23 protein-coding genes are annotated in these 25,018 nt (G+C 58.8%); 4 read left to right on the forward strand and 19 right to left on the reverse strand.

The features are described 5' to 3' along the window. Positions 1 to 41: 41 nt before the first annotated feature. From Q1A59_RS14645 to Q1A59_RS14730, 18 genes are all read right to left on the reverse strand, one after another. Positions 42 to 1,265, reverse strand: a complete 1,224-nt coding sequence (locus tag Q1A59_RS14645; protein ID WP_298404290.1) for a glycosyltransferase family 4 protein — start codon at positions 1,263 to 1,265, stop codon at positions 42 to 44. Then, the gene (locus Q1A59_RS14650) at positions 1,265 to 2,134 is read right to left on the reverse strand and encodes a carbohydrate deacetylase (RefSeq protein ID WP_298404292.1); all 870 of its coding nucleotides are present in this window, start codon (positions 2,132 to 2,134) and stop codon (positions 1,265 to 1,267) included. The genes Q1A59_RS14645 and Q1A59_RS14650 overlap by 1 nt, the downstream gene beginning before the upstream one ends. Beyond that, positions 2,131 to 3,261: a glycosyltransferase family 4 protein gene (locus Q1A59_RS14655; RefSeq protein ID WP_299645174.1), complete on the reverse strand. Its 1,131-nt coding sequence runs from the start codon at positions 3,259 to 3,261 to the stop codon at positions 2,131 to 2,133. Before Q1A59_RS14655 ends, Q1A59_RS14650 begins: the two co-directional genes overlap by 4 nt. A gap of 17 nt (positions 3,262 to 3,278) precedes the next feature. Further along, complete coding sequence (locus Q1A59_RS14660) at positions 3,279 to 4,091, reverse strand: glycosyltransferase family 2 protein (RefSeq protein WP_299645175.1); 813 nt, start codon at positions 4,089 to 4,091, stop codon at positions 3,279 to 3,281. Beyond that, positions 4,088 to 4,276 (reverse strand): hypothetical protein, encoded by a 189-nt coding sequence (locus Q1A59_RS14665; RefSeq protein WP_299645176.1) that lies wholly within the window; start codon positions 4,274 to 4,276, stop codon positions 4,088 to 4,090. Before Q1A59_RS14665 ends, Q1A59_RS14660 begins: the two co-directional genes overlap by 4 nt. Next, positions 4,221 to 5,282, reverse strand: a complete 1,062-nt coding sequence (locus Q1A59_RS14670; protein ID WP_299645177.1) for a glycosyltransferase — start codon at positions 5,280 to 5,282, stop codon at positions 4,221 to 4,223. The genes Q1A59_RS14665 and Q1A59_RS14670 overlap by 56 nt, the downstream gene beginning before the upstream one ends. After that, entirely contained in the window at positions 5,279 to 6,634 is a 1,356-nt protein-coding gene (locus tag Q1A59_RS14675; protein WP_299645178.1) for an O-antigen ligase, read from the reverse strand. The genes Q1A59_RS14670 and Q1A59_RS14675 overlap by 4 nt, the downstream gene beginning before the upstream one ends. Before the next feature lie 12 nt (positions 6,635 to 6,646). After that, a complete protein-coding gene (locus Q1A59_RS14680; RefSeq protein WP_298404304.1) occupies positions 6,647 to 7,555 on the reverse strand; it encodes a glycosyltransferase family 2 protein in 909 nt (302 codons plus the stop codon). Position 7,556: 1 nt separating this feature from the next. Further along, the gene (locus Q1A59_RS14685) at positions 7,557 to 8,564 is read right to left on the reverse strand and encodes a GDP-L-fucose synthase (RefSeq protein WP_298404306.1); all 1,008 of its coding nucleotides are present in this window, start codon (positions 8,562 to 8,564) and stop codon (positions 7,557 to 7,559) included. Positions 8,565 to 8,623: 59 nt separating this feature from the next. Beyond that, on the reverse strand, positions 8,624 to 9,664 hold the full coding sequence (locus tag Q1A59_RS14690) for an NAD(P)-dependent oxidoreductase (RefSeq protein WP_298404309.1): 1,041 nt from the start codon (positions 9,662 to 9,664) through the stop codon (positions 8,624 to 8,626). A 30-nt stretch (positions 9,665 to 9,694) separates the two neighbouring features. Continuing rightward, positions 9,695 to 11,053 carry a polysaccharide biosynthesis tyrosine autokinase gene (locus tag Q1A59_RS14695; RefSeq protein ID WP_299645179.1) on the reverse strand — a complete coding sequence of 453 codons (1,359 nt, stop codon included), beginning with the start codon at positions 11,051 to 11,053 and terminating at the stop codon, positions 9,695 to 9,697. 346 nt (positions 11,054 to 11,399) lie between these two features. Then, complete coding sequence (locus Q1A59_RS14700) at positions 11,400 to 12,713, reverse strand: glycosyltransferase family 4 protein (protein ID WP_298404315.1); 1,314 nt, start codon at positions 12,711 to 12,713, stop codon at positions 11,400 to 11,402. A gap of 73 nt (positions 12,714 to 12,786) precedes the next feature. Then, the gene (locus Q1A59_RS14705; RefSeq protein ID WP_366144879.1) at positions 12,787 to 14,496 is read right to left on the reverse strand and encodes a bifunctional sulfate adenylyltransferase/adenylylsulfate kinase; all 1,710 of its coding nucleotides are present in this window, start codon (positions 14,494 to 14,496) and stop codon (positions 12,787 to 12,789) included. 9 nt (positions 14,497 to 14,505) lie between these two features. Beyond that, entirely contained in the window at positions 14,506 to 14,775 is a 270-nt protein-coding gene (locus tag Q1A59_RS14710; RefSeq protein WP_298404320.1) for a hypothetical protein, read from the reverse strand. A gap of 33 nt (positions 14,776 to 14,808) precedes the next feature. Continuing rightward, positions 14,809 to 15,156, reverse strand: a complete 348-nt coding sequence (locus Q1A59_RS14715) for a polysaccharide deacetylase family protein (protein ID WP_298404322.1) — start codon at positions 15,154 to 15,156, stop codon at positions 14,809 to 14,811. A 264-nt stretch (positions 15,157 to 15,420) separates the two neighbouring features. After that, on the reverse strand, positions 15,421 to 16,743 hold the full coding sequence (locus Q1A59_RS14720; RefSeq protein ID WP_299645180.1) for a nucleotide sugar dehydrogenase: 1,323 nt from the start codon (positions 16,741 to 16,743) through the stop codon (positions 15,421 to 15,423). 91 nt (positions 16,744 to 16,834) lie between these two features. Continuing rightward, entirely contained in the window at positions 16,835 to 18,100 is a 1,266-nt protein-coding gene (locus Q1A59_RS14725; RefSeq protein ID WP_299645181.1) for a polysaccharide ABC transporter ATP-binding protein, read from the reverse strand. A gap of 4 nt (positions 18,101 to 18,104) precedes the next feature. Next, positions 18,105 to 18,992, reverse strand: coding sequence for an ABC transporter permease (locus Q1A59_RS14730; protein ID WP_298404330.1), 888 nt, complete (start codon positions 18,990 to 18,992; stop codon positions 18,105 to 18,107). Between the two features lie 305 nt (positions 18,993 to 19,297). Between Q1A59_RS14730 and Q1A59_RS14735 the strand changes: the two genes are divergently transcribed. From Q1A59_RS14735 to aroB, 4 genes are all read left to right on the forward strand, one after another. Beyond that, positions 19,298 to 21,610, forward strand: coding sequence for a xanthine dehydrogenase family protein molybdopterin-binding subunit (locus Q1A59_RS14735; RefSeq protein WP_299645182.1), 2,313 nt, complete (start codon positions 19,298 to 19,300; stop codon positions 21,608 to 21,610). A gap of 175 nt (positions 21,611 to 21,785) precedes the next feature. Next, positions 21,786 to 23,012 (forward strand): gephyrin-like molybdotransferase Glp, encoded by a 1,227-nt coding sequence (gene glp / locus Q1A59_RS14740; protein ID WP_298404663.1) that lies wholly within the window; start codon positions 21,786 to 21,788, stop codon positions 23,010 to 23,012. A gap of 3 nt (positions 23,013 to 23,015) precedes the next feature. Continuing rightward, a complete protein-coding gene (locus tag Q1A59_RS14745) occupies positions 23,016 to 23,150 on the forward strand; it encodes a hypothetical protein (protein ID WP_298404333.1) in 135 nt (44 codons plus the stop codon). A 191-nt stretch (positions 23,151 to 23,341) separates the two neighbouring features. Further along, positions 23,342 to 24,469 carry a 3-dehydroquinate synthase gene (aroB, locus tag Q1A59_RS14750; RefSeq protein ID WP_298404336.1) on the forward strand — a complete coding sequence of 376 codons (1,128 nt, stop codon included), beginning with the start codon at positions 23,342 to 23,344 and terminating at the stop codon, positions 24,467 to 24,469. Between the two features lie 23 nt (positions 24,470 to 24,492). Here the strand turns inward: aroB and Q1A59_RS14755 are convergent. After that, on the reverse strand, positions 24,493 to 25,018 hold a 526-nt coding region (locus Q1A59_RS14755; protein ID WP_299645183.1), incomplete at its 5' end, for a hypothetical protein.

A 25,018-nucleotide genomic window follows, 5' to 3' on the forward strand; every position in this document is an offset into this window, starting at 1 on the left:
TCCCCTATCCGTCATAGGGTTCATGCCCCTGCAACCAACCTTTAGCGCAGCGCGCAGGTTTGCAAGACAGCCAACGCCGCCGCCGCCAGTTGCCGGCGATCAAATTGCTGTGTGGCGAGCGCTCGCGCATTGCAACCGGCTTGGCGGGTGAAATCAGGATGATCGCGCAAGAAGAGGATCTGTGCAGCCAGATCAGCGGGATCACCAGCGCGGGCATAGCGACCGCATTGATGCTCTTCAACCAATTGGCGCAACCAACCCGGTGTATTGACAATAGCCGGCTTCCCGGCGGCTAGGGTGTCGAACAACTTGTTAGGCGAACAGGTAGCCAGCACCGGCACCGCTTTGAAAATGGTCAGGCAGACATCGGCAGCGGCGACTAGATCGGCAACTTCAACTTTGGGCAAGGGATCGAGAAAGCGCACATTGCGCAGACCATACTCATGCGCTAATGCCTCAAGCTGAGAGCGCTGGCGACCTTGCCCGGCCAGTGCGATCAGCACATCGTCACAGCCGCGCGCTTGCAACACCCGCGCCGCCTCAATCACCTGCCGCACATCGTTGGCGTCTCCCATCGTGCCAAAGTAGAGAGCGAGAAAGGGCGGATTACCCAGCCGCACGCGCCACGCGCGGCCATCGCGCTGCGGGTGGAAGAGATCGAGATCGGCAGCGTTAGGTATGACGCTGATCTTTTCCGGCGCAACGCCGGCAGCGATGATCCCCTGCCGCATGCCGGGCGAGAGCGCGATAATGTGACATGACCGGCGGTAGATGGCGCGTTCGAGCCAGCGCGCAGCTAGAATCAGCAAGGGTTGGCGCAGCGCTCCCATCTGGATCGGTGCTTCCGGCCACAGATCGCGCACCTCGAAGACCAGCGGCGCACGATGCCAACGGCTAGCCACCATACCGGGAATGCCAATCGTCAGCGGCGTACTGGTAGCAAACACCACATCGGGCCGCTCGACCCGCAACACAGCCAGCAAGCTGGTCAGCGCAAAAAGGATAAAGGCAATAATCCGCTGCCCATAGCCAATCGCCGTACCACGGCTATAATCGGCATAGCCGGCCCGCACTTCGATGACATGAATACCATCAACGTCGCGCCGCCGCCACCATCCGCCTGACCACGGCGTCTGCCGATCGGCTGCGGTTATGAGCGTCACCCGATGGCCTTGCTGGATAAAAAAACGGGCAAACTCATACGAGCGGGTGCCACCAACACCGGCGCGGGTGGTGAAATATTGGTGCAAGTAGAGGATATGCATTATACCAATGCCTCGAAGCCAACCGTCTGCACGCCCACGGCAGCCAACCGATCAACCAAGCTCGGATCGCGCAACAGGGCATATTCACGCGCCTGCACCTCTGCCAACGCGCCAGAACGTTCGGCGGCACTCTGCAACGCCGGATGCACGACCAGCTCCACCGGTGCCACGCGCGCACGCGGCATCTGCGCCACCATCTGAGCCAGCGTTATCAGACCCGCTTCAGACTCCGGCAGACCGATCAGACCGGCCGGCATCCGCATGCCTTGGCGTACCGCCGCTGCCGCCCATCCTGCGATCACCTGCCCTTTAAGCCACGCCAACGGCTGAATCAGCCGATCTCGCAGTGACGCACCTCGTAGCGGCAGCCAGAGGCGCTGATGCGAGCGCATCGCCGGAATGGCGAGTTGGCGTGCAACCGCGACCGTTAATGAAAAGAGCTGCGGCAAGAGATGAATATTCTGATGCGTATTCCAGAAATCAGGCTGGCCAGCCACCAGCGCCAACCGGTCATACTGCGCGCGCAGTTCACGCAGCACATGCTCCGGCGCGATTCGACCCAGCAACCAACGCCGGCGAAAGGCGGCTGCCGGCCAGAAACGCCCCTGCCCATCAATCAGACTAGCCACCTGATCGGGTGGTGCGACCGGCCTGCCAGCCGTCAGATTCCAATGCAACCCAATCGAGGCATCGGGAAACTGTTGTCGCAGGCGGCTCGCCTCGCCATAGCCCGGCATATTCGCCATCACACACGTTGCCCGCAGTGCGCCGGCGGCCAGACATGCTTCGATGGCGGCATTGATACGTGGTGAAGCGCCGTAATCATCAGCCGTAATGATGAGGCGCAGCGGATAACGGTGATAGCTCATAACAATTCGTGGTACAACGCAAAGAGATACTGCGCTTCCCGTTGCCAGTTGTACTCATGGATCACGCGCCGGCGACCCTCAGCGCCCATTGCCCGGCGCAAAGCCGGGTCGTCGAGCAAGCGGATGATCGCATCAGCATACGCATCGTAATCGTGCGGCGGCACCATGATCGCGCAGCGGCCATCACCGGCAAACGGGCGACTCGGCGGCAAATCACTGAGCACGACCGGCATGCCCAGCGCCATAAATTCAAACAGCTTGGTCGGGATATTGTGTTGAAACTTGGGTAAATCAGGCAGCGGAATAAACCCGATTTTCGCTTGGCGCACCCGTGCTGCCACTTGATCGTGCGGCACCATCTGGGCATCGATCACGATATCGTCGCGCAACCCGCGCCGGGCAATCTCTGCCTGCGCCCACTCAGTCTCAAAACATTTCCCAAAGAAATGCCACCGCGCCCGCCGTCCGCGCCGGCGCAACGCCTCGGCGACCGCAAAGGTCACTTCGAGGTTGTAGCGCGGAAATGTGCCGTGGAAGACTAGATCGAACGGGGCATCATCGGCAGGCGGCGGTTGTTGCAAAAAGAGATCGAGGTGAGGAAAGTTGTGAATAGTGATCACCCGGCGAGCACGAAACCGGCGCAGATAGAGATCGGCCACCCCGCGATCGGCCGTGATGATTGTATCAAAAACGCGCGCCGCCAACCGCTCAAGCGCCTCCATACTGACCAACAACGGGCCGCGCACAAGCGGGTGCAGATAATATTTCTGGCGCAGGTAGGCCGTATTATTTTCGTGGCTGTCAAACACGACCCTTGCTCGCGTGGTCGCCTTCAACCAAAGACCCAGCGGGATCAGTTCAGGATCGTGGAGATGATATAGGTCGGCCCGCAATTGGCGCGCCAACTGCGCCGCCTGCCACACTCGCCGCCAACGCCGTTTGAGGCCCAACGCCAACTGTTGCTCAGCCGGCACGCCCACGCTGTGCAACTGCACCCCTTGCCGCTCCAGCTCCGTTACCGGCAACGGCACGAGCAAATGCGTTTCATAGCCTGCCGCAGCCAAACTCGCGCACTCGCGGTAAAAAATGCGCTGATCAAACGGCTGGTGAACAGTCGAGATATGCACAATCCGGCGCCTAGCCGTCAGAGACCGCTCAGTCGGGCACGGAGCCGTTCGGGCAACAGCGGGATCATTGGGTAGATAAGAGTGCGGTTGAGCCATCGCATTCCCCTGAAGATCATCTCATACGCTTGGCGTTCCCACGGTGCATAGACCGTTGCCAACGCGCGCGCCCGTTCGGCATCACGCCGCGGTGAGCGTTGGCTACTGATTCCGTCGCCGGCAAAATGCGCAATCTCTTTCGGCAGATGGCCGTAGCGCACCCGTCGGCGCAAGATCATATCGAGCAGATAGGCATAATCGGCGAGGATGCGGTAATCGGTTGCGAACGGCTGGGCGGCATAAATCTCGCGGCGCACAAACCAGCTCTGGTGGCAGATCATTTTGCGATAGAGCCAAAACCGGTTAAGCCGATCAGGATAGATGATCAAACGGCCTTCACCGGCACGCCCGCGTCCAAGGTAGGGATGGTGGCCAAACGAGCGGACATCGCCGTACAGAAAATCGGGTTCGCTATAGAGGGCTAGCGCCGCAGCGACCGCGCTCAGCGCATCAGGCCCGGCAAACCTGTCACCGGCATTCATAAAACAGATGTAGCGCCCGCGGGCATGGGCAATGCCCTGATTCATCGCCTCGTAAATCCCGCTATCAGGCGCAACGATCACACGCACGCCGAGCGCCCGCAACCGTTCTGGAGTGCCGTCGGTTGAACAGCCATCCTTCACAAAATACTCAACATCGCTAAAATCTTGTCCTAACACGCTGCGCGCCGTCTGTTCGGCATCGTCTGCACAGTTGAGGGTAATCGTAATAATGCTAAAGAGCGGTTGGTTCATGCGGTATCTCCTGAACGCAGAGAACGCTGATAGCGGGCAAGCTGCTCTTGATAGCGCCGGCGATGTTCAGGAATAAACTTGCGTTGCACAGCAGGCGGCAACCGCTTCACCACCGCAGGCGGGGTTTGCTCACGCACCCATTGCACCACCTGCGCGCGCGGTCGCCACCACAGCAGATAGATCATAATGATCTCGCCATGTCCGCAGCCATTCCCGCCGGGCCGCTGCCTGCACCATCTGCGCATAGCGAGGATCGGCGAGTAAACGCTCGATATCATCGGTGCGGCGCAATTCGGTCGTGATCCTGCCAGCCGCAAGATCGGCGCGCAAATCAAGAATGGGCTGCGGATGCTGGCCGGTAAAGCGAACGAGCCAATTCTGCGTGCCATACTGATCCATGATGCGCAATCCATTCGATATATTGACCTCTTGCAGCAAATCCAAATTCTTTCGCAGCCGTTCTCGTTCTCGTGGCCAAGGCTGGTTCTGATAGTACGCGCCTTTGCGAGTGAATTGATGCGGAAAGACCAAATAGTAATGGTACATCCACACACCAAAAGCATCAGCGTGATAGATACGACGACGAGTAATATTGCGCCCCCGCTCATCAACGATGGTTGGCGGACGATGGCTATCATAGACATAACCCGGACGCCAGCGGAACACCCGTCGGTATCGGCCCCACGGTTCACCTTGGTATTGGCGATGCCAGAAAAGGCCCCCGTCGGCGACATAATCGAACCCGCCCCAGAAGTTGTAGGCGCGAAAGCAGAGGCAGGTCGTATCGGGATGCTGGTGGAGAAAGGCCATGACCCGCTCGATATCAGCCGGATGGTAAAACTCATCGACATCGATCTGCCATAGCCAATCGCCGGTCGCCCGTTCGGCATAGGCCCGGCTCTGCTCATCCTTTTCGCCCGGCCAAAAGCCGTTGGGATGGCCGCACATCTCGGCTGTGACAATGATCAGTTTATCGTCGGGATCTTCTTCGGCTTTAAAGCGATACAACGCTTGCAAGGTGCCATCGATCGAATGGCCGTCGGGCGTAGCGGCGTGGGTTGCGCGCGGGCTTGCGCCCTCGGCCACAATAATCTGGTGGGCAAACGGATAGATGGCACGCAGGTTGTAGCGCAGAAACGGCTCGCCATTGAGTACGATCATGCCGAAGGTTATACGCGTTTCATGACTCACGGTTGCACTCCTGCCTGTAGCTCACGCTGGCGCGCATACGACGGGATTGGTCGCGGTTGCGCCGCTGACACCCCCACCCCGCCGGTGCTCAAAGCCCACACTGCCCACATCGGCCAGTGCAAATGGGCGGTGGACATGGTGTTGCCTGAAGCTTGCCCATGCACGAGGGCAAAGATGACAACGGCAAAGAAGGTTGCCTGCCAGATGCCACGATCATCGGCGGCAGTCTGCGCCCAAATCGACGGCAACCGTCGCCCGGCCCAAATCAAATAGCCAACAAAAAAGACCATGCCCACAAGCCCTTGATCGGCCAGTGTCCCAATAAACAAATTGTGCGACCAAAGCTTCTGCTCAAACCCCCACCCCCACACCGGCGAAGCGAGGAAATAACTCCAGCCGATCTGCCACAGCCAGCCCCGATCGGCGAAGACATTGAACGAATCGCCCAATCCGTTCTCGCCCTCCCGGACAATCAAATGCGGCGCCACTTGATAGATCCAAATGACCGCAATCAGCGTCGTCGCGAGCGCCACTGACACCCGACGCAGCCGTGCGCCCCGGCGCACCACGACCCAAGCAAAGATCAACAGCGACGCAATCCCAATACCGCTGAGTGATTGGCGCGCCCCGGTGAGGAAAATGCCGTAGCCGCAGACGATGGCTAACGCTAGAAACGCCGCTATGGCAAGCAACCGGCGCGCTTGCAAGAACAGACCGACCCCGCACAGAAAGGCAACGCCGAGATGGTGCGAAAAGTGATGGTAATTCCGGATGCCAAGGTTGCGGTACGGTAATGACGACAAGCCGGGATCGGTTAGCAGATGGTCGAGCGGCACATTGATAAACTGTAATGCCGCGTACAACCCGTATACGCTGGTCAACAGATAGGTCAGAGCAAACCGGCGGGCAGCAGCCGCATCGCGCACCGCCAAGAGCGCAACCAGCGAACCGATAATAATGTAGAGTATGAGCGAACGGGCAATTTGCATCTTATCGCTCAACCCAAACTGGAAGAGGACACAGAGCGCCCACCCCCACCACAATCCCATCCACGGCACGATCCACCGATCGCTTGCCGGCAAGATTCGCTCGATCGTGCGATCGAACTGGCGGGGTAGCAACGACCACGATTGCGTAGTGTGCATATACCGGATCAGCGCCAGCACTATCATCGCCAACAGCGGCCAGACGGCTGCGATCGGTCCGACAAACACGGTACGCGCCCATAACGAGACCGACAGGTAGAGTGCCAGCGGAATCTCTGGCCGACCACGCCAGATCGCATAGCCGCAGACCAAGCCGAGCACCGCGAGTGCAAATGGATTTAGTGCAATCGATCCGTCAACAACCATAGCAACACCACGCTAGCACTCAAGTCCATAGCTCAAGTAGAGACGCCTGCGCACCCCAGCGTGCTTTTTCCATAACCACCAGAGTACACGCAGCCCAGCGTATTGTTGCGCGCTTAACGGTCGCCCATACCGGCGCAATAAGAGCGCATGCTCGCGCCGCCAGATGGTCAGCAGCGTCGCAGTCTTCGCATCATCGTGCAGACGAAAATCGCCCAATGGCGGCCCCGGCAAACGCCGACTCGGACCGGCGGCGCTCAGGCGAATGAAGAGATCGCGATCCATGCAGAAACGCAAGCTGCGATCAACGCCACCCACTCGTTCGTAGACGCTGCGCCGCCAGAAACAGCCTTGTTGCGGCCAGCGATGCACCCCTAACCACGCGGTCAGCGTCGGGTTGGGCGGCAAAGCAAAAATTCGCTCGATAACTTGCCCCTGAGCGTCGATAAAATTGACATCACCACTCGCAAACGCCAACCATGGCCGATCGGCAAAGAAACGACCGACCCGTTGCAAGGCTCCCGGCAGCAAGCGATCATCCGAATTGATCCACGCCAGAATCTCGCCAGTGGCACGGGCAAAACCATCGGCCAACGCCGCCGACTGACCACCATCAGGCTGCGATTGCCAATACGTTAGCCACGGCTCATAGCGCCGGATAATCTCGACGCTACCGTCATGGCTGCCCCCATCCATCACGATATATTCAAGATTGGGATAGCCCTGCAAGAGAACGGAACGGATTGCCTCTTCGAGGTAGTGCGCTTGCTGGTACGACGGGGTAACAATCGTGATCCGTGGCCATGGCCGGCCATTCGGCAGCAACGACGGCGCCGGCGGCGTCGCCACCGTCCACGGCCAGCCTTGCCGCGTTGAGAGTGGCAGCGCGCTCAGGGACGGAGTAGCATACGTCGTGACAAGCATATCACCTCGCTTCTCCTACCACGCGCATCGCTGTCGCTGGTTCACGATTGGCGCGATACCACTCGATCGTCGCCCGCAAGCCGTCGGTGAAGGTCGTTTCCGCCCGGAATCCAAACCGTTCCCATGCCCGCGACACGTCAAGCTTACGCCGCGGCTGGCCGTTTGGCTTGGTCGTATCCCAGACAATGTTGCCGCGAAACCCAGTCAATTCTGCAATCAGCATAACGAGATCGCGGATGCTGATTTCATAGCTGCTGCCAATATTGACCGGATCGGGGTCGTTGTACCGTTCAGCGGCTAACAGAATACCTTCGGCAGCGTCAGCCGCATAGATAAACTCGCGCGTCGGCGAACCATCGCCCCAGACCACAATCTCACTCGCACCCTGTTCATCAGCCTCAATACATTTGCGGATGAGGGCCGGAATGACGTGTGAGGTTGCGAGGTCGAAGTTATCACGCGGCCCGTACAGATTGACCGGCAAGAGGAAGATCGAGTTAAAGCCGTACTGCTGGCGATAGGCTTCACCCTGTACCAACAGCATCTTCTTGGCCAACCCATACGGCGCATTCGTCTCTTCGGGATACCCATTCCAGAGATCATCCTCTCGGAACGGCACCGGCGTATACTTCGGGTACGCGCAGACGGTGCCAATCGTGACAAACTTGGTCACCCCAAAGCGCCAGCTCTCGTGAAACAACTGCACGCCCATCATCAAGTTATCGTAGAAAAACTCGGCGGGATGGTCGCGATTAGCGCCAATGCCGCCGACCCGCGCCGCCATGTGAATCACAATATCGGGACGTGCATCGTGCAACAACTGCCGGATCGCTTCTACCTGCCGCAGATCATACTCGTGGGAGCGCGGTACGAACACGCTGTTGGCGCCACGCTCGTGCAACTTCTCGACCACATATGAACCAAGGAAACCGGCACCACCGGTCACGACCACGCGCTTATCTTGCCAAAACTGATGACTATCGGGCCAGCGTTGCGTATCGAGCTGCATAGGCACCTCAGTTGAATGGATAATTGCTTACTGGGATGGGTGCAGCGGCGCTAGGCCGCCTACTGGACGATAAACTGCGCGTTGCGATATTGGCTATCGAGCGCGTCTTTGATCACGCCATTCAACAACACTCCTGCCACCTCGCGGATCCCCTCCTCGACGCTGATGCGAGGCCGAAAACCGAGCTGTTCGCGAATCTTGGCGAATGAAACACGAATATCACGCATGTCGCCGCCAAAGGTGAGGTCTTTATACTCCACGATCGTCCCCGTAACATAGCGTTGCACCAACGCCACGATCTCATCTTTGGTGTAATTCCCCTCGTCACTGCCGACGTTAAAAATCTGGCGATTGATCGTCGCTGGCGGCGCCATTAAACCGAGCAAAATTGCATCGCAGACATCACGCACATGCACGAACGAACGGGCATACCCGCGCTGGTAGATGATCAGCTTGCGGCGCGTGATGGCTTCGAGCACGAACTGGTTGATGATCAGATCAAACCGGGTGCGCGGCGAGATCCCAAAGAGGGTCGCAAACCGGAAGAGGACCGGGATCGTCGTCGCGCCGGCAGTCTGGTCACGCAGAAACTGCTCAGCGGCGACCTTGGTCTCGGCGTAGAGCGATTGCGGGTTGAGCGGCGACTCTTCCGTTACCGGCGTGCCATCTGGCGACAACCCATAGTTGCTGTAGGTTGACGCGAAGATCAACCGTCCGACCCGCGCGGCGTCAGCCGCAGCAAAGACCCGTTTCGTGCCCTCGAAGTTGTAGCGCCACGCCACCTGCGGCCCTACCATCTGGCAGGCCGGAAAGCCGACAATCGCAGCTAAATGGACGACCGCATCAAAGTGAGCTGGCGGCAGATCACCCACAGCGATACCCTCAGCGCTCGCCCGCAAAACAGCCGGATCGCAAACATCACCTTTAGCAAAGCGGAACTGCGGATGATGCCAGTACCCAAGCAGCGACGCGCCGCCGAAGAGCAGATCGTCAACCACCGTTACCGACCAACCCTGCTGCAAGAATACGCCGGTCAACAGGGAACCAATATACCCCGCGCCGCCAGTAATCAGTACGTGAGGCGTTGTATCAGTTTTCACGGCTTACCTTCCCCTGTCGAAAACATCTGTTCAATCGCCAGTCTCGCCGGCAATCTCACCCGGCTGCGCCAGCGCAGTTGGCGCCGCTGACCGGGCGAAACGAACCTTCATCGCTGGCCAACGCCAGCGCCGCTTCACCCCATTGAGCACAACCCCCAAACATGCCACCTTGGTCTGGCTGAGCATATCGAATGTTCGGCGCAACGCCTCCTCGTTGGTATGGTTCGCGCGCACGACGAGCAATGTCGCGTCAACTGCACCCAGCAAGAGTGCGGTATCGGCGAAGGGGAACAGCGGTGCTGTGTCGATAATGACCACATCGGCAGATTGACGCAACGTCGCCAGCACCGTTTCCAATTGGGGGCATCCCAACAGTTGAGCCGGCAACCCACTCATCATCCCTGCTGTTAGCACATACAAATTTGGTTGCGGCGTCACCTGTAAAAATGACTCCAAGGGCCGTACACTCACCCGCAGCAGATTGGTCAAGCCGCTCTGATAGGGAAGGTTAAAGAAGGTATGCAAGGTAGGGTTGCGGAGATTCGCATCAACTAACACTACCCGGCGTCCCGTCTGCGCCAAGGCCACCGCCAGATTGGCCGCCGTCAAACTCCGCCCTTCACCGGGCGCCGCGCTAATTACGGCAATCACCTGCGGGCGTTTAGCAGCCTCCAGCCTATCAAGATAGAGACGAAACGTCCGGTAGCTTTCGGCCTCTAGCGCAGCCGGATTACTTAAGGTAATCAATTGGGCCGCCGGCGTATTGCCTTTGATAGTACCGATCGTCAAGAGTGGCCGCCCGCCGCCCCGTCGATCGAGATCGTCTTCATCGTTGATGCGGGTATTGAAATAGTCGTACAGAAACCCGATCGCAATTGCGATCAAGATCGCAATGACCACGCTCAGGATGATGTTGCGGGTATAGTTAGGGCCAACCGGCTGCGGTTCAGCATAGGCTGGATCAACCACGATGAGGATCGAATGCTCGGCAAACTCAGCATCAAGCAGATCGCGCTCGAGAGCTTGAAACGAGGTGACAATGGCGTCTGCCAGTGCAACCGCTCGCTGCCGGTCAGTATCTTGAACGGTCAGCAGAAACAACTCTGTTTTGCCCACCTCAGTAATACTGGCCCGCGCCAACAATTGCGAGGCGGTTATGTTTCCGACCATTGCTGCCGCGCGTTCGAGCATTGGCCGCACCAACAAAAGCTGGCGCACCGTGAGCGAATAGCGTTCACGCCCCCGCAGCTCGTCAAACGTTGGCGGACGGGTATTGCCCTGATTCTGATTGACCATCAGCATCGTTGAGGCAACGTATTGGGGGGTTGTCGTTGGGAAAAGACAAAGCCCACGCTGGCGCCAATAACGGCGAATAGGATAATGAGCCATATCCAGCGCCAAACAAAAAGGAGATACTGTTTGAGTTCCAAGCGACCCTCCAAGCGATGTGGGCGTTGCTATTGGCACAGTGAGGTGCAATAACATACAGCAAGCTCCGGTCTGTAGGAGGGGGGAATTGCTGGCAGTAAGGAGAACAGACCGCTTAAGCTAGCATATTTAATCTTGTGTTCCGCATCCTAGTTGTAACGATCTCATGTGACAGGAAGATGTCATCACTCAGAGAAGGTTATGACAAAACCGTCACATCCTTGAGAGATTATCTCAATTGAAAAACGCTCCAAAAACTTCATCAAACTGTTTACGGTACGCGCCGCCAACACACTGTAATGCCATCTTAGGAAGGTCGCTGATTGTAGCGATTGTTCGCGCGTGCTGCGCTTTCGTTCGCCTCTGCCACAATCCGGTGGTACAGCTCAAGATAACGCTGGGCCTGCACCTCTTGCCGATATTCGGCAAGCGCAATCTCGCGACACATGCGGCTCATCAGCAGACGCTCATCTTCGTTGCGCAACAGCCGGCGGATCGCTTCGCGCAGCGCGGTGACATCACCAACCGGCGCTAACCAACCCGTCTGGCCGGGACGCACCAATTCGCCGATCCCACCAGTATCAAACCCGACTACTGGGGTCGCGCAAGCCAACGCCTCCAGCGCCGTGCTAGGCATATTATCTTGCAGAGAAGGGATGACGAATAGATCAGCGGCGCTATACGCCAATGCTAACCGAGGATCATCGGCGATCACACCTAGCGCGTGGTGCCGGATCGGCGCCGCGATCGGCGGCGGGTTGCGCCCAATCGAAACCAACAGCAGATCGGGTTCATCAGCGAGGCCGGCAAGGGCAGCGGCAAGTTCGGCGAACCCTTTCCGGCGATTATTGACCGAAACCGCCACGAACAACACAATCCTCGCGTGTAGCGGTAAACCCAACGCAGCGCGCGCGCTTGCGCGGTCGTTCGGCGCAAACACGGCGGTATCAAGGCCGTTTGGAATGATATGCACCGGAAACCGGCTTAAGAGCGAGCTACGCTGCACTTCAGCAGCCATCCACCGGTTGAGCGCCACGATATGCAGCCTCCCAGCAGGCACCGCCGCCAGCGCAGCTCGCTTTCGCTGCCAGATCTGGCGTGAGAGATCGTGTTCATCACGCGAACCGAGTTGCGGGCAAGCGCCACATGCGTCTGCATAGCGACCGCAACCGTCATCGTAATGGCACCCTCCGCTAAAAGGCTGCTGATCCGAGAGCCGCCACACCACCGGCGCACGTCGCGGCGCCAACCGGAAGAACGAGGTGTAGTCAACAAAACCAGCCACCCAATGCAGGTTGATCACCTCACACGGCGGCAGCGCGCGCACCACCTCACCGCCGTACCGGCTGCGATCATCGCTAAACTGCTCAAACCCATCAGGGCGGGTCTGGTGGTACGGTTGAAACGCGCGCCGGATTTGCCAACCCCGCCAGCGCCGCAGCCAATGACTAAACCAATGCACCGCCGATGGGATGGCCTGCACTGTCGGGTCGTCACTGCGTCGGTTGGCGACCACCATCGTTGATTGGCAACCACTAGCCAGCAACGCCCGATGGAGCCGGTAGGCCGCCCGCGCTGCGCCGCCGCTGATGTCATTCGTGCTGAGATGAACAACCCGCATGCACCAACCGCCTTGCTAGCAAATGAACCGATGCCTCGCGCGCAACGCCGGCGTTATGATGGCAAGCGCGCGCTTATGCCTCGAGGAATCCCTGCTCTTCGAGATAGCGAATTATCTTGCGTGCATTCTCTTCCGGCATCACATCCGTGGTTGTCAGCACCAGCTCAGGATTGAGCGGCGGCTCATACGGATCATCGATGCCGGTAAACCCGCGCAATTCACCACGGCGCGCCTTGGCATATAACCCCTTGACATCACGTTGTTCGCAGACTTCGATCGGCGTATCGACAAACACTTCGATAAACTGGTCGCTGCCGATCATAGCCCGGCACTCATTCCGCGCTGTTCGATAGGGGCTGACCGCAGCGCAAATCACTGCGCCACCAGCCTTAACTACTGCACTGGCGACAAAGCCGATCCGCAAGATGTTGGTATCGCGATCCTCACGCGAAAAGCCTAATCCCTTCGACAAATGGGTTCGCACTACATCGCCGTCGAGCACTGTCGGCATCCTGCCCCGCTCGAGCAGCAGCACGTTGAGGATCGCGGCAATCGTTGACTTGCCGGCCCCGCTCAAACCGGTAAACCAGACACAGAAGCCCTGCCGGTGACGCGGCGGGTACATTTGACGCAGAATTTCGGCAGTCTCAGGGCGGGTGAACCATTCAGGCAGCAAGCGCCCTTTGGCTAGATACTCATCACGTACTTGCGTGCCTGAAATGCTGGCAATCTCGGCTCCCGGCGGCGCTTCATCCAACGTGACATACCGGCCTTCGCGCTTGAGATAGACAAGCTCGGTGAACGGGATCATCGTTACCCCTACCTCAGCGGCATACCGCGCCAACAGCTCTTGCGCCTCGTAGGGGCCATAGAATGGCTTGCCGTAACTATCGTTGCCCGGCCCGGCATGGTCGCGGCCAACAATAAAATGGTTAGCACCATAGTTCCGGCGAATGATCGCATGCCAGACAGCTTCACGCGGGCCGGCCATGCGCATCGCTAACGGCAAGAGGCTCAACAGCGTGCGCGATGGGTCGTAGTATTTGTCGACCAGCAGCCGGTAGCTGCGCACGCGGGTGAAATGATCGACATCGCCGGGCTTGGTCATCCCGACTACCGGATGGATGAGCAGGCTGCCATCAACCTGCGCGGCGGCCCGTTTGGTCAGCTCTTCATGGATCCGGTGCATCGGGTTGCGGGTCTGAAAAGCCACCACATTGGCCCGTCCCATCGCGTTCAAAAGCCGGCGCACTTCGGCTGGGGTGTGGCGCAGATCGGTAAAGTCATAGTAGCGCGGCAAATTCAACACGCGCAATCGTCCGGCAGCGTAAAACTTGCCCCACCGCACCATTTCGGCCACCAATGGATGGCGTGGGTCGGTCGTTTTTAATACGGCCAACGCTTCCCGCTCGGCATCCCAGCGATAAATCTCGCTTAGCTCCATAATCGCCAGCGGATTGTTATGCACATCGCGCAGCAAGATCCGATCGCTACCAAAATGGCTCTGCTCGACCGGTAACGTCACCGGGATCGGCCAGAGCGTGCCGTCAGCTAGGCGCATCTCTTCAAGCACCCGCTCGTAGTCGGCTTGACCCATAAAGCCGGTTAGCGGCGAAAACCCGCCCGTAGCGAGCAATTCGAGATCGCAAAGACTGCGCATCGAAATCTGGATTGAGGGCAAGCGGGTCGCTTCTTCCAACAATGCAGCACGCTCCTCCACTGGTACGACCAGATCGATCAAGCGTCCGCCATAAGGCGGGATGAGCAGGGGATCGTGGTTCATCATGTGAGTCTATCCTAATTGAGGCTGTACTATAAGGCACAGCATGTCGATACGTAAGTATTGTGACGTTTCGCCTATCTGCAACCACAACTCGCGCACCAGCTTGCTAGTGCGGAGCAATTCAAGCACGGTTACAAAGCGATAGATTGCATGCAATTGCGCCAACGCAATGCCCAATGCTTCGCTCAACAGACGGTGATCAACCGCCGCTGGATCGCTTGGTGTAGCGATCCGGTCATACAGCAAAACGATGCTGCCCGGACGAACGTGCGTAATCAACCGTTCCGCTCACCGCTCAGATGGTTGGGCCAGCTAATCTTCGATATGTGCCGTCCAACCGCCAATATCACAGCCAACCAACCGCGTACCAAGCCACGAGCTGTACCAATGGCTGCCGTCAGGCGGGCGAAAGAGGGACGCACCGTATGGTGCCACCGCCTGCTGGGTTAAGCGCAGCTCACGCCAACGTTGAGCGTAGGAAATCTTGGTCATGCGCACGCGATGAAAGGTGTAATTGCCAATTGCATAGCCGCCCGCCGCGATTCGGGCCACCAGATCGCGCCGCTCGACTGCATGTTGCCCGACCAGAAAAAAGTGGCGCGCACCTGATGCACACCTAGCCGATCGAGGATGAGCGGCGGTAAAACAGGTGCGCCCCATCAGCAAACGTGAGCGCTACCACCGATGCAGTCGTCTCGCCCCGTACCAGCACACCAAAAGGGCGTTGCGCCAACGGCGCTAGCCAACACCGGACCGCCCTTGGGCGGGATTGACCTGACGATTGTGGGGAAGCCATCACCCGGTTACTCCTCAAGGTGCAGTGCTTGCAAGAAGTGCTCCGGCAATGTAACTGACCAGCCTCTCGGTCCCATCAGCCACCGCTTCACTGCCGGTTGCGTAATACCACAGTAGCATTCGCCAGCACTACAACACGACAATCTTTGCCCGTAAGGGGCCTTGGATCGATCGGGTCGCATTGCGCGTATCCACCACCACCGGCGCCAACGTCACGATCCGCTCGTAATCAAACGCGCGATGGTTCGTGACAATCACTGCGCAATCACATTGGCGCAAGAGATCATCGGTTAACGGCACCGTGCGCATCCGGCGACCATCGTGCAGCTCGAATTCGTCAATATGCGGATCGCACGGAATCACCGTAGCACCATCAGCCACCAAGAGATCGTAGACTTTGAAAGCCGGCGACTCACGGTAATCATCCACATCGGGCTTATAAGCCACGCCAAGCAACACAATTGCGCTGCCATTGAGTGGCTTGCGCGCGCGATTGAGCGCACGCACCACCAGATCACGCACGTGGCGCGGCATCTGCGTATTAATCTCACCGGCGAGCTCAATAAACCGCGTAGTGAGATCATACGCACGCGCCTTCCACGTCAGATAGAAGGGGTCGATCGGAATGCAATGGCCGCCAAGGCCCGGGCCGGGCGTGAACTTCATAAAGCCATACGGCTTGGTTGCCGCCGCTTCGATCACCTCCCACACATTGAGGCCCATGCGATCGCACAGCAACGCCAGCTCGTTGACCAGCGCAATATTGACCGCGCGAAAGACATTCTCGAACAACTTGGTGAGTTCGGCCACATCAGGCGAACTGACTGGCACCACCCGGCTGGTAATGTAGCCGTAGAAGGCGCTGGCTAGCTCGGTGCAATGCGCCGTCACCCCACCGACGACCTTCGGCGTATTTTCAACGCTAAAGCCTTGGCTGCTGGTCTGGCCGGGATCAATCCGTTCAGGCGAAAACGCGAGAAAAATCTGTTCGCCGACCCGCAACCCGTTGCGTTCAATCCGCGGCAAAATTAGCTCGCGGGTTGTGCCGGGGTAGGTGGTGCTCTCAAGGATAACCAATTGGCCGGGCCGAATGCTGGCCGCCACATTCTCGCTCGCCGCTTCGATATAGCGCATATCAGGCTCGCGGTTTGGATTAAGCGGCGTAGGCACACAGATAACGAGAATGTCACATTCACGCATCCGGCGCACATCAGTCGTCGCCTCAATCAGGTTTCGTTCACGCAGCGCGACCAATGCGTCACTCGCGACATCGCCAATATAACTCTCGCCGCGATTAATCTGTGCTACTCGCTCGGCGCTGACATCAAAACCCAAGACCGCAAAACCGGCCCGGCCAGCCCGTTCAGCCAGCGGCAAACCGACATACCCAAGTCCAATCACGCCAACTTTTGCGCTACGACCGTGGATACGATTCATTAATTCGTGAACCATGAGCGACAATCTCCGTTTGACAGTGGCCTCATTCCACAGCCGCTCATTATAGACGAAATGGTCAATCCGAACGCAAGCCTAGCGCTGCGCATCAACCAAGCGGCGTATAGGTCGTCTGCCATGGCAAGAGCGGTCGTACCACCCCAGCAATGTTACCGCCCCAATCACCGCGCGCCGAATCGCCTTCAAGACTATCGATCACTTGAAACGCGACCGCATCGCGTTCGGCAAATTGACCCATCGGCGGGTCGAGTGTCGTCAACCCGGCCTCGACGTACAACAACCCCTCAGCGAAGAAATTGCCGGGGATCGTCACCCGCGCCCAATAATGGCCGGGAGGACGGGGCCGGCGACGCCAAGCCGGATCAAGATCAAACGTGGTTAAGACTGCCACACTATCTTCGTTATACAGGCGAAAATAGGGCTGCAACACGTACCCACCGATCGTGACAACAAACTCCATCTCAAGCGTCACCGGTGTGCGAATGTCAATGGTATCGCTGATGTCGCCATCAACATCTCGCACCCGCACCGCTCGCAGATGGGCAATATCGTGACCCGGCGCTTTGTCACGGTGGGGCCAGACCCGCTCGGCGATCGAATGCTCGCCTTTGCCAAGATACACGCCCACAACCTGCTGTGCCGGTCCATCAGCCGCTACCTTCCCCTGATTGAGCAAAATCACACGCTGGCACATGCGCAAAATCGACTGCATACTGTGCGAGACAAACAAAACCGTCCGCCCCTGCTGGCCGACATCTTGCATCTTGTTGAGGCACTTCTTCTGAAAGCGGGCATCGCCAACCGCCAGCACCTCGTCAACAATCAGAATTTCTGGTTCAAGATGGGCAGCAACCGCAAACGCCAAGCGCACGTACATCCCCGATGAGTAGAACTTGACCGGCGTGTCGATAAATTGCTCGACCTCGGCAAAATCAACGATAGCATCAAAATTGCGTTCGATCTCGCGCTTACGCATACCAAGAATCGCGCCATTCAGATAGATATTCTCGCGTCCGGTCAATTCGGGGTGAAAGCCGGTGCCAACTTCGAGCAGCGAGGCTACCCGACCGTACAGTTCGGCCCGTCCGCGCGTCGGCTCGGTAATACGTGAGAGCACCTTGAGCAACGTGCTCTTGCCGGCGCCGTTGCGGCCAATGATGCCAACCAGCTCACCCTGTTTAATCTCAAACGAAACATCGTCGAGCGCCCACAGTTCCTTGTACGCACTTGCGGGGCCTTTGCGAAACCAATCCGTGATGGTATCGCGCAGAGTGGTGTAGCCGGTAATCCGATGCTTGACAGCGCCGATCCGGTATTGCTTCGCCAGATGTTGAGCGCGAATTGCGTAACTCATAGCGTTAGATCAGGTCTGCGAATTTGCGTTCTGCCGCTTGGAAATACAGCCATCCGGTCATAAAGATGGTCAGAGCAACCGTCACCGAGATCAGCATCGCCAAACTCGGCGCTTGCGTACCGAGCAATGCCCAGCGAAACCCTTCCACTACGCCAACCATCGGGTTGAGAGCATACACCAACTGCCACGGCCCTTGGATCAAGCTGGTCGGGTAAACGACTGGCGTGGCAAAGAGCCAGAGCTGGATCATAAACGGCGTCGCATGGCGCACGTCACGGTATTTGACGTGAATGGCCGATAACCAGTAACCGACGCCGAGCGCCGTCAGCATAGCCAACACCAAAAACATCGGCAAGAGGAATATGGCTGGCGTTGGCGGCCATTGAAACCAGAGCAATAACACCAGCAGAATGACAAAGGCTAGTCCAAAATCGACCAAGCCTGAACCGATAGTCGCTGTGGGAATGAGGATGCGCGGGAAGTACACTTTCCGCACAATCCCGGCATTGATAACCAGACTGTTCGCCGCCTGCGTGACAGTGTTCGCAAAGAACTGCCATGGCAACAAGCCGGCAAGATTAAAGAGCGGGTAGGGTATGCCGTTGGTACTGATCCCGGCCAGCCGGCCAAAGATCACGGTAAACACGACCAGTTGCAAGACCGGCTGAATAATCGCCCAGCTTGCTCCGAGCAGCGTTTGCTTGTAACGCACCTTCACGTCGCGCCAAACAAGGAAGAAGAGCAATTCGCGGTAGAACCATAGTTCCCGCCAGTTAAACTGCCACCAGCCCCTCTGCGGTTCGATAATCGTTGGAGTATGTGAACTATCTGATGGCAGTGTGGAGTTTGTCACCCCGGTGATCGATGTGGTCGGCGGTTCCAATGCTGCCATATATGATGATATCCTTGCGACACGTCCATTCGGGCCGCAACTAATCGCGATGTGAGCAGGGGCGGATGTTGGCAGGTCGGTTCACATCAACCAAACGATACTAATAAAGACGTTGTAGCTTGCCTCTTTGCGTAGCATAGCCGGTTCTAGACGATTGTGCAATTACAATTTCGTCAATCATACCAACGCTGTCAATCAGCAAGCAAGGATTAATCAGGCGCAACCAGTTGGGCTGTAAATCTGGTATCATACCAATAGCACCTTCATCACACCGCTACTAACAAAAATGAAAGGTAGTCTATTCTATGGCTTATGCAGCCCTGATTGGCGCTGAAGTCAAGCGCCGTGAAGACCCGCGCCTTCTTCGGGGGCAGGGCACGTATGTGAGCGACTTGCGCCTGCCGGGGATGTTGTATGTCGCCATTACCCGCAGCCCGTATGCCCATGCCCGAATTGTGGCCATTGATAAGGCAGCCGCGCTAGCGATGCCTGAAGTGGTGGCTGTCTACACCGGTGCCGACCTACTCGACTACTGTCAGCCGCTCCCACTGGCAAGTTCAGGGGAGGGGGGCAGTGGGCCACAACGCTACACCGGTCGAACTCGCTACGCTTTAGCAGTTGAACGCGCACGCTATGTTGGCGAGGCAGTCGCCGCCGTGATTGCTCGCACCCCAGAGGCTGCGCTCGATGCGGCACTGGCCTTGCCCATCGAATGGGAACCGCTGCCGGCAGTGGTTGATCCGCTCGCCGCCATTGCCCCCGACGCGCCGATCATCTTCGATGGCTTGCCCGACAATATTGATCATCGCCGCCGCCGCCAGAAGGGTGATGTCGAGGCCGCGTTCGCCGCCGCCCATCGCATTGTGCGCCAACGCATGGTCAATCAGCGCCTGCTCGGCTTCCCGATGGAGGGGCGCGCAGTGGTGGCCGCCCCTGATCCGGCAAGCGATGGCGTGACCGTATGGACGAGTACCCAAACGCCACATCAGGTGCGCGGCGAGATCGCTAAGGTGATCGGCCTCGACGAAAATCGGGTGCGCGTGATCGCACCGGATGTTGGCGGCGGGTTTGGCGTTAAGATCGGTATTTACCCCGAAGAAGCTATCTTAGCCGCACTAGCCCGTCAGCTCAATGCCCCGTTGCGCTGGATCGAGCATCGTCTCGAAAACGTGCAAGCGACAACCCACGGACGCGGGCAGATTTGTGACATCGAGGCTGCTGTTACTGTCAAAGGCGAAGTGACGGCATTGCGGATGCGGATTGTGGCCGATCTTGGCGCGTACCCGCTCGCCCCCGGCTTGCCCGATTTGACTACCGCAATGGCGGTTGGCGTTTACAAGATTCCCGTCATCGATCTCGAAGCGATCTGTGTCTACACCAATACCACACCGGTGGCCGCCTATCGTGGTGCAGGCCGGCCTGAAGCTGCCTATTACATTGAGCGACTCATGGATCTGGTCGCGGCAGAGCTAGGGTTAGACCCAGCGGAAGTACGTCGACGCAACTTTATTCCGCCCGATGCCTTCCCCTACAAGACGCCGACCGGCCTAACGTATGATAGTGGCGAGTATGACCGCGCCCTCACCAAAGCCCTATCGCTTGCGAAGTACGAGCAGTTGCGCGCCGAGCAGTCCGCCCGCCGCGTCGCCGGCGACCGTATGCTGCTTGGTATCGGCATTGCCTGCTATGTCGAAATGTGCGGCTTCGGCCCCTATGAAAGCGCCCAAATCAAGGTTGAACCGAGCGGTACGGTAACGGTCACGACTGGCATTTCGCCGCACGGGCAAGGCACGGCGACCACGTTTGCCCAGATCGTCGCCGACCAGATCGGGGCCGATTTCGAGCGGATTGTGGTCAAACACAGCGACACCGCAATCACGCCGATGGGGGTTGGTACAATGGGATCGCGCTCGCTGGCCGTTGGCGGTGCAGCGCTGGTGCGGGCTGCGGCCAAAGTACGCGAGAAGGCGTGTCAGATTGCTGCGGCGATGCTCGAGGCCAGTGTGGCCGACATCGAATTGCACGAGGGCCGCTATCGCGTGCGTGGTGTGCCTGATCGCGCATTGACTCTCACCGAGATTGCACGTCGGGCGTACAGTAACAAGTTGCCGCCCGAACTCGACCCCGGCCTCGAAGCGGTAGACTACTTCCGTCCGCCCGACTTGATTTATCCCTTTGGTGCGCACGTCGCCGTAGTCGAGGTTGATCGCGAAACCGGCCAAATCCGTATCCGCGAGTACTACTCGGTTGATGATTGCGGGCCGCGCATTAGTCCGCTAATCGTCACCGGTCAGGTACACGGCGGGTTGGCCCAAGGTATTGCCCAAGCCCTGCTTGAAGAGGTAGTATACGATGCCAACGGCCAGTTGCTTAGCGGCACGCTGATGGATTACGCGCTGCCGCGGGCCGATCTCTTCCCGCCGTTTACGGTTGACAAGACCGAAACGCCGACTCCGCTGAACCCGCTGGGGGTCAAGGGGATCGGCGAAGCGGCGACGATTGGCTCGACGCCGGCTATTGCCAATGCGGTGATCGATGCGCTGGCGCCGTTCGGCGTGCGCCATATCGACATCCCGCTTCGTTCGGAAAAGGTGTGGCGGGCGATGAATCTTTTGTAAGGCGCAAAGCGGGCCGAGGCGCAGAGGAGGTTTAACGCAAAGGACGCAAACGCAAAGGGCGCAAAGGGCGCAGAGGTTGCGAAAATGGGAAAGAGCGCGTCCTGCCTATTAACCCTCTGCGTTCCCCGCGCCCGCTGTGGTATACCCCTAATCGAGGAGATCAACCGTGTCTAACATGCTCCGTGAATCACCATACCCGATGGTCAGCATCGCCGATGCCACGGCGATGATCATGGCGCACGCCCAACCACTGGGCGGCGAAGAGATTGACGCGCTCACCGCGCTGGGCCGAGTGCTGGCCACCGATATTGCCGCGCCAGAAGACATTCCCGACGTGCCCAAAGCGGCCATGGACGGCTACGCTCTCCGGGCCGGCGATGGCCTCGCCCCACGCCGCGTGGTGGGTGAATTGACCGCCGGCGGCGATACGACGGTGGCGCTTGGCCCCGGCGAAGCGACCCGAATTATGACCGGCGCACCGATGCCACCCGGCGCTGACGCAATGATTCCGGTTGAGCTGACCGAAGAGCGTGATAGGATGCTCTATATCAAGCGCGAGCTGAAGCCCGGCGACTATGTGCATGTGGTCGGGCAAGATGTCGCTCGCGGTCAGATTGCCCTTACCACTGGCACGACGCTGGGCGCGGCTGAGATTGGCATCCTCGCTACCCTCGGCATCACTCGTATCACTGCTTACCGCCGACCACGAGTCGCCGTGCTCGCTACCGGCGATGAGGTGGTCGAGCCGGGTGAAACCCGACCGGGCGGCGCAGTGCGCGATAGCAATCGCTACGCGCTGATGGCGGCTGTACGCGAAGCCGGCTGCGAGCCGATCTCGCTCGGCATTGCCCGCGATGACATTGCCGTGCAGCGCCAAGCCATTTTGCGCGGCCTTGAGCAGGCCGATGTCTTGATCACTAGTGGCGGCGTAAGCATGGGTACCCGCGACCTTATCAAGCCGCTGCTGGCCGAACTCGGCACCGTTCACTTTGGCCGCATCGCCTTCAAACCGGGTAAGCCCACCACCTTCGCCACTGTGAACGGCAAGCTCGTCTTTGGTCTGCCGGGATTCCCCGTCTCGTCATTGGTCTCGTTTGAAGTCTTTGTCCGTCCGGCCCTGCGCGCGCTGCAAGGCGATGCTAACCCGTTCCGCCCGCACGTCGAAGTGACGTTGGCAAGCCCGATCACCCCGGCCTCCGACCGGCCTGAATACCAGCGTATCATCGTCACCTACCGCCAAGGCCGGCTCTTCGCTACCAGCACTGGCGGCCAAAGTAGCTCGCGCATCCTCTCGCTGCGCGGGGCCAATGGTCTCCTACTCGTGCCTGCCGGCGAGACCGTCTACCCGGTTGGCAGTGTGCTGCCGGCGCTGATCACTGGCCCGCTTCTGAGCGAAGGATAACCCGTGGAATATGATGCCGTGTTACTCAGGGTATGGCAGCAAGAGCCGGAACCATGGCCCGGTCCGCTGACCTATCTGGGGTTGGCGTTGTTGCTGGTCGCTGTCATTATGACGCTGTATAGCCGGCGTCGCAAATAACGATTGCCTTGGTATGGCATGCGGCAGTCTTACCGTTCTAGACGTTGGCGTGCGGCAGTGAAACTGCCGCATCCCCTCCCCGGTGCTCGTGCTCGCCAAGTAATGGTATGATTGAGCCTTACTCACGCCCGCCTAATCGCCTGAGCGCAACGAGCGACAAGATGCAGATACGTGTACCCAAGGCTATCACCATGACAACTACCCTCACCGTCACCACCAGCACCACCCAATACCCGGTCGTCATCGGCGCAGGAGTGTTGGCGACCCTCGCCGACCGGCTGGCCGCGCTCGGCCTGCGCGGTACGTTGTGGCTGATCGCCGACGAGCATCTGGCGGCGGTCGCCGAGCAGACGGCAGCAACGCTGCGCGCCGCCGGCTACTGCGTGCATACCATGACCGTTCCGTCGGGGGAAACCAGCAAGTCATTCGCCGAACTACACCGGCTCTACGATTGGATGATCGGGAACGGTATTGAACGGCGCGATACGGTACTCGCGCTCGGCGGCGGCGTGATCGGCGATCTGGCCGGCTTCGCCGCGGCGACCGTCTTGCGCGGCGTCGCACTGGTGCAATTACCAAGCACTTTGTTGGCAATGGTGGATGCGGCAGTGGGCGGTAAGACCGGGATTAATCACCCCTTGGGCAAGAACCTGATCGGTGCGTTCCATCAACCACGATTGGTGCTAGCCGACACTAACCTGTTGGCAACCCTGCCACCCCGCGAACTACGTGCCGGCTGGGCCGAGGTGATCAAGCACGGTGTCATCCGCGACGCCGACCTGTTTGCCGCCCTCGAAGACCTCGCTGCCGCGCGCGGCTGGCACACCACCAACCCCGCTAGCTGGCATGCTGCCGATGCCGAATTGACAGCGCACCTGACCAACATTATCGCCCGTGCTGTTGCAGTCAAGGTTGAGGTCGTTTCAATCGATGAATTCGAGCGCGGCGAGCGGATGACGCTCAATTATGGCCACACTATCGGCCACGCGGTCGAGCAACTGCTTGGCTACCGTCTGCTGCACGGTGAATGCGTTGCGATTGGTATGGATGCAGCGGCGCGGATCGCGGTCGTGCTCGGTATGTGTGCGCCAGAGCTAGTCGAACGGCAACGCGCCTTGCTCGCCGCTTACGGCCTCGCCACTACAATGCCGCCAGATATTGACCGCGCTGCGATCTTGGCTCTCATCACGCGCGACAAAAAAGTGCAGGCCGGCAAGGTGCGCTGGGTGTTACCAACCGCCATCGGGCAAGTCACCGTGCGCAGCGATGTGCCTATCGACGTGATCGAGGCGGTGTTATCGTCGGCGCCGGTGGCGTAGGGATAGAGCGTTGCTCTATCCCCCTACGCTACCGCTTTCGCCTGCACAATCTCGCGCACCGTCACAAAATTCTCGGCGGTGCAAGCCAGCAGAAATGGCGGCCCACTCTTGCGGTAGAGGGTCATTTGGCGCTGCCGTTCATCAACTTCAACCTTCGCCACATCGCACCAGCGAATCGCATCACCAGTGCGCATCAGCAACCCTGCCCCCATCGCTGAACGCCGGCCACTGAACAGCAAGCCAATTCGCACCAGTTTCAAAAAGGCGTTCGTGCGCCCGCTGACTTTCGCCTGTACACCCTCTTCGTTAAGCTGAAAATGCTGCTCGTACCCAACGAGGGTGAACACCAGCATTACCACTACCAATAATCCCAGAATCACGCCGCCGGTCACCGCCATGACCCGCAAGGCGACTTGCCACCGATTCTGCTCGGTAATGGCAGCCAGAAATAGCCCTAGCAACACGATCGGGACACCAAACGCAATCCCAAGCTGTTGCCATATCAATCGATTCCGAAATGGCGACGCATTAACGTTCCATTCGAGGAGT

The organism is uncultured Chloroflexus sp., assembly GCF_937951745.1.
In the GTDB taxonomy this organism is placed as follows: domain Bacteria; phylum Chloroflexota; class Chloroflexia; order Chloroflexales; family Chloroflexaceae; genus Chloroflexus.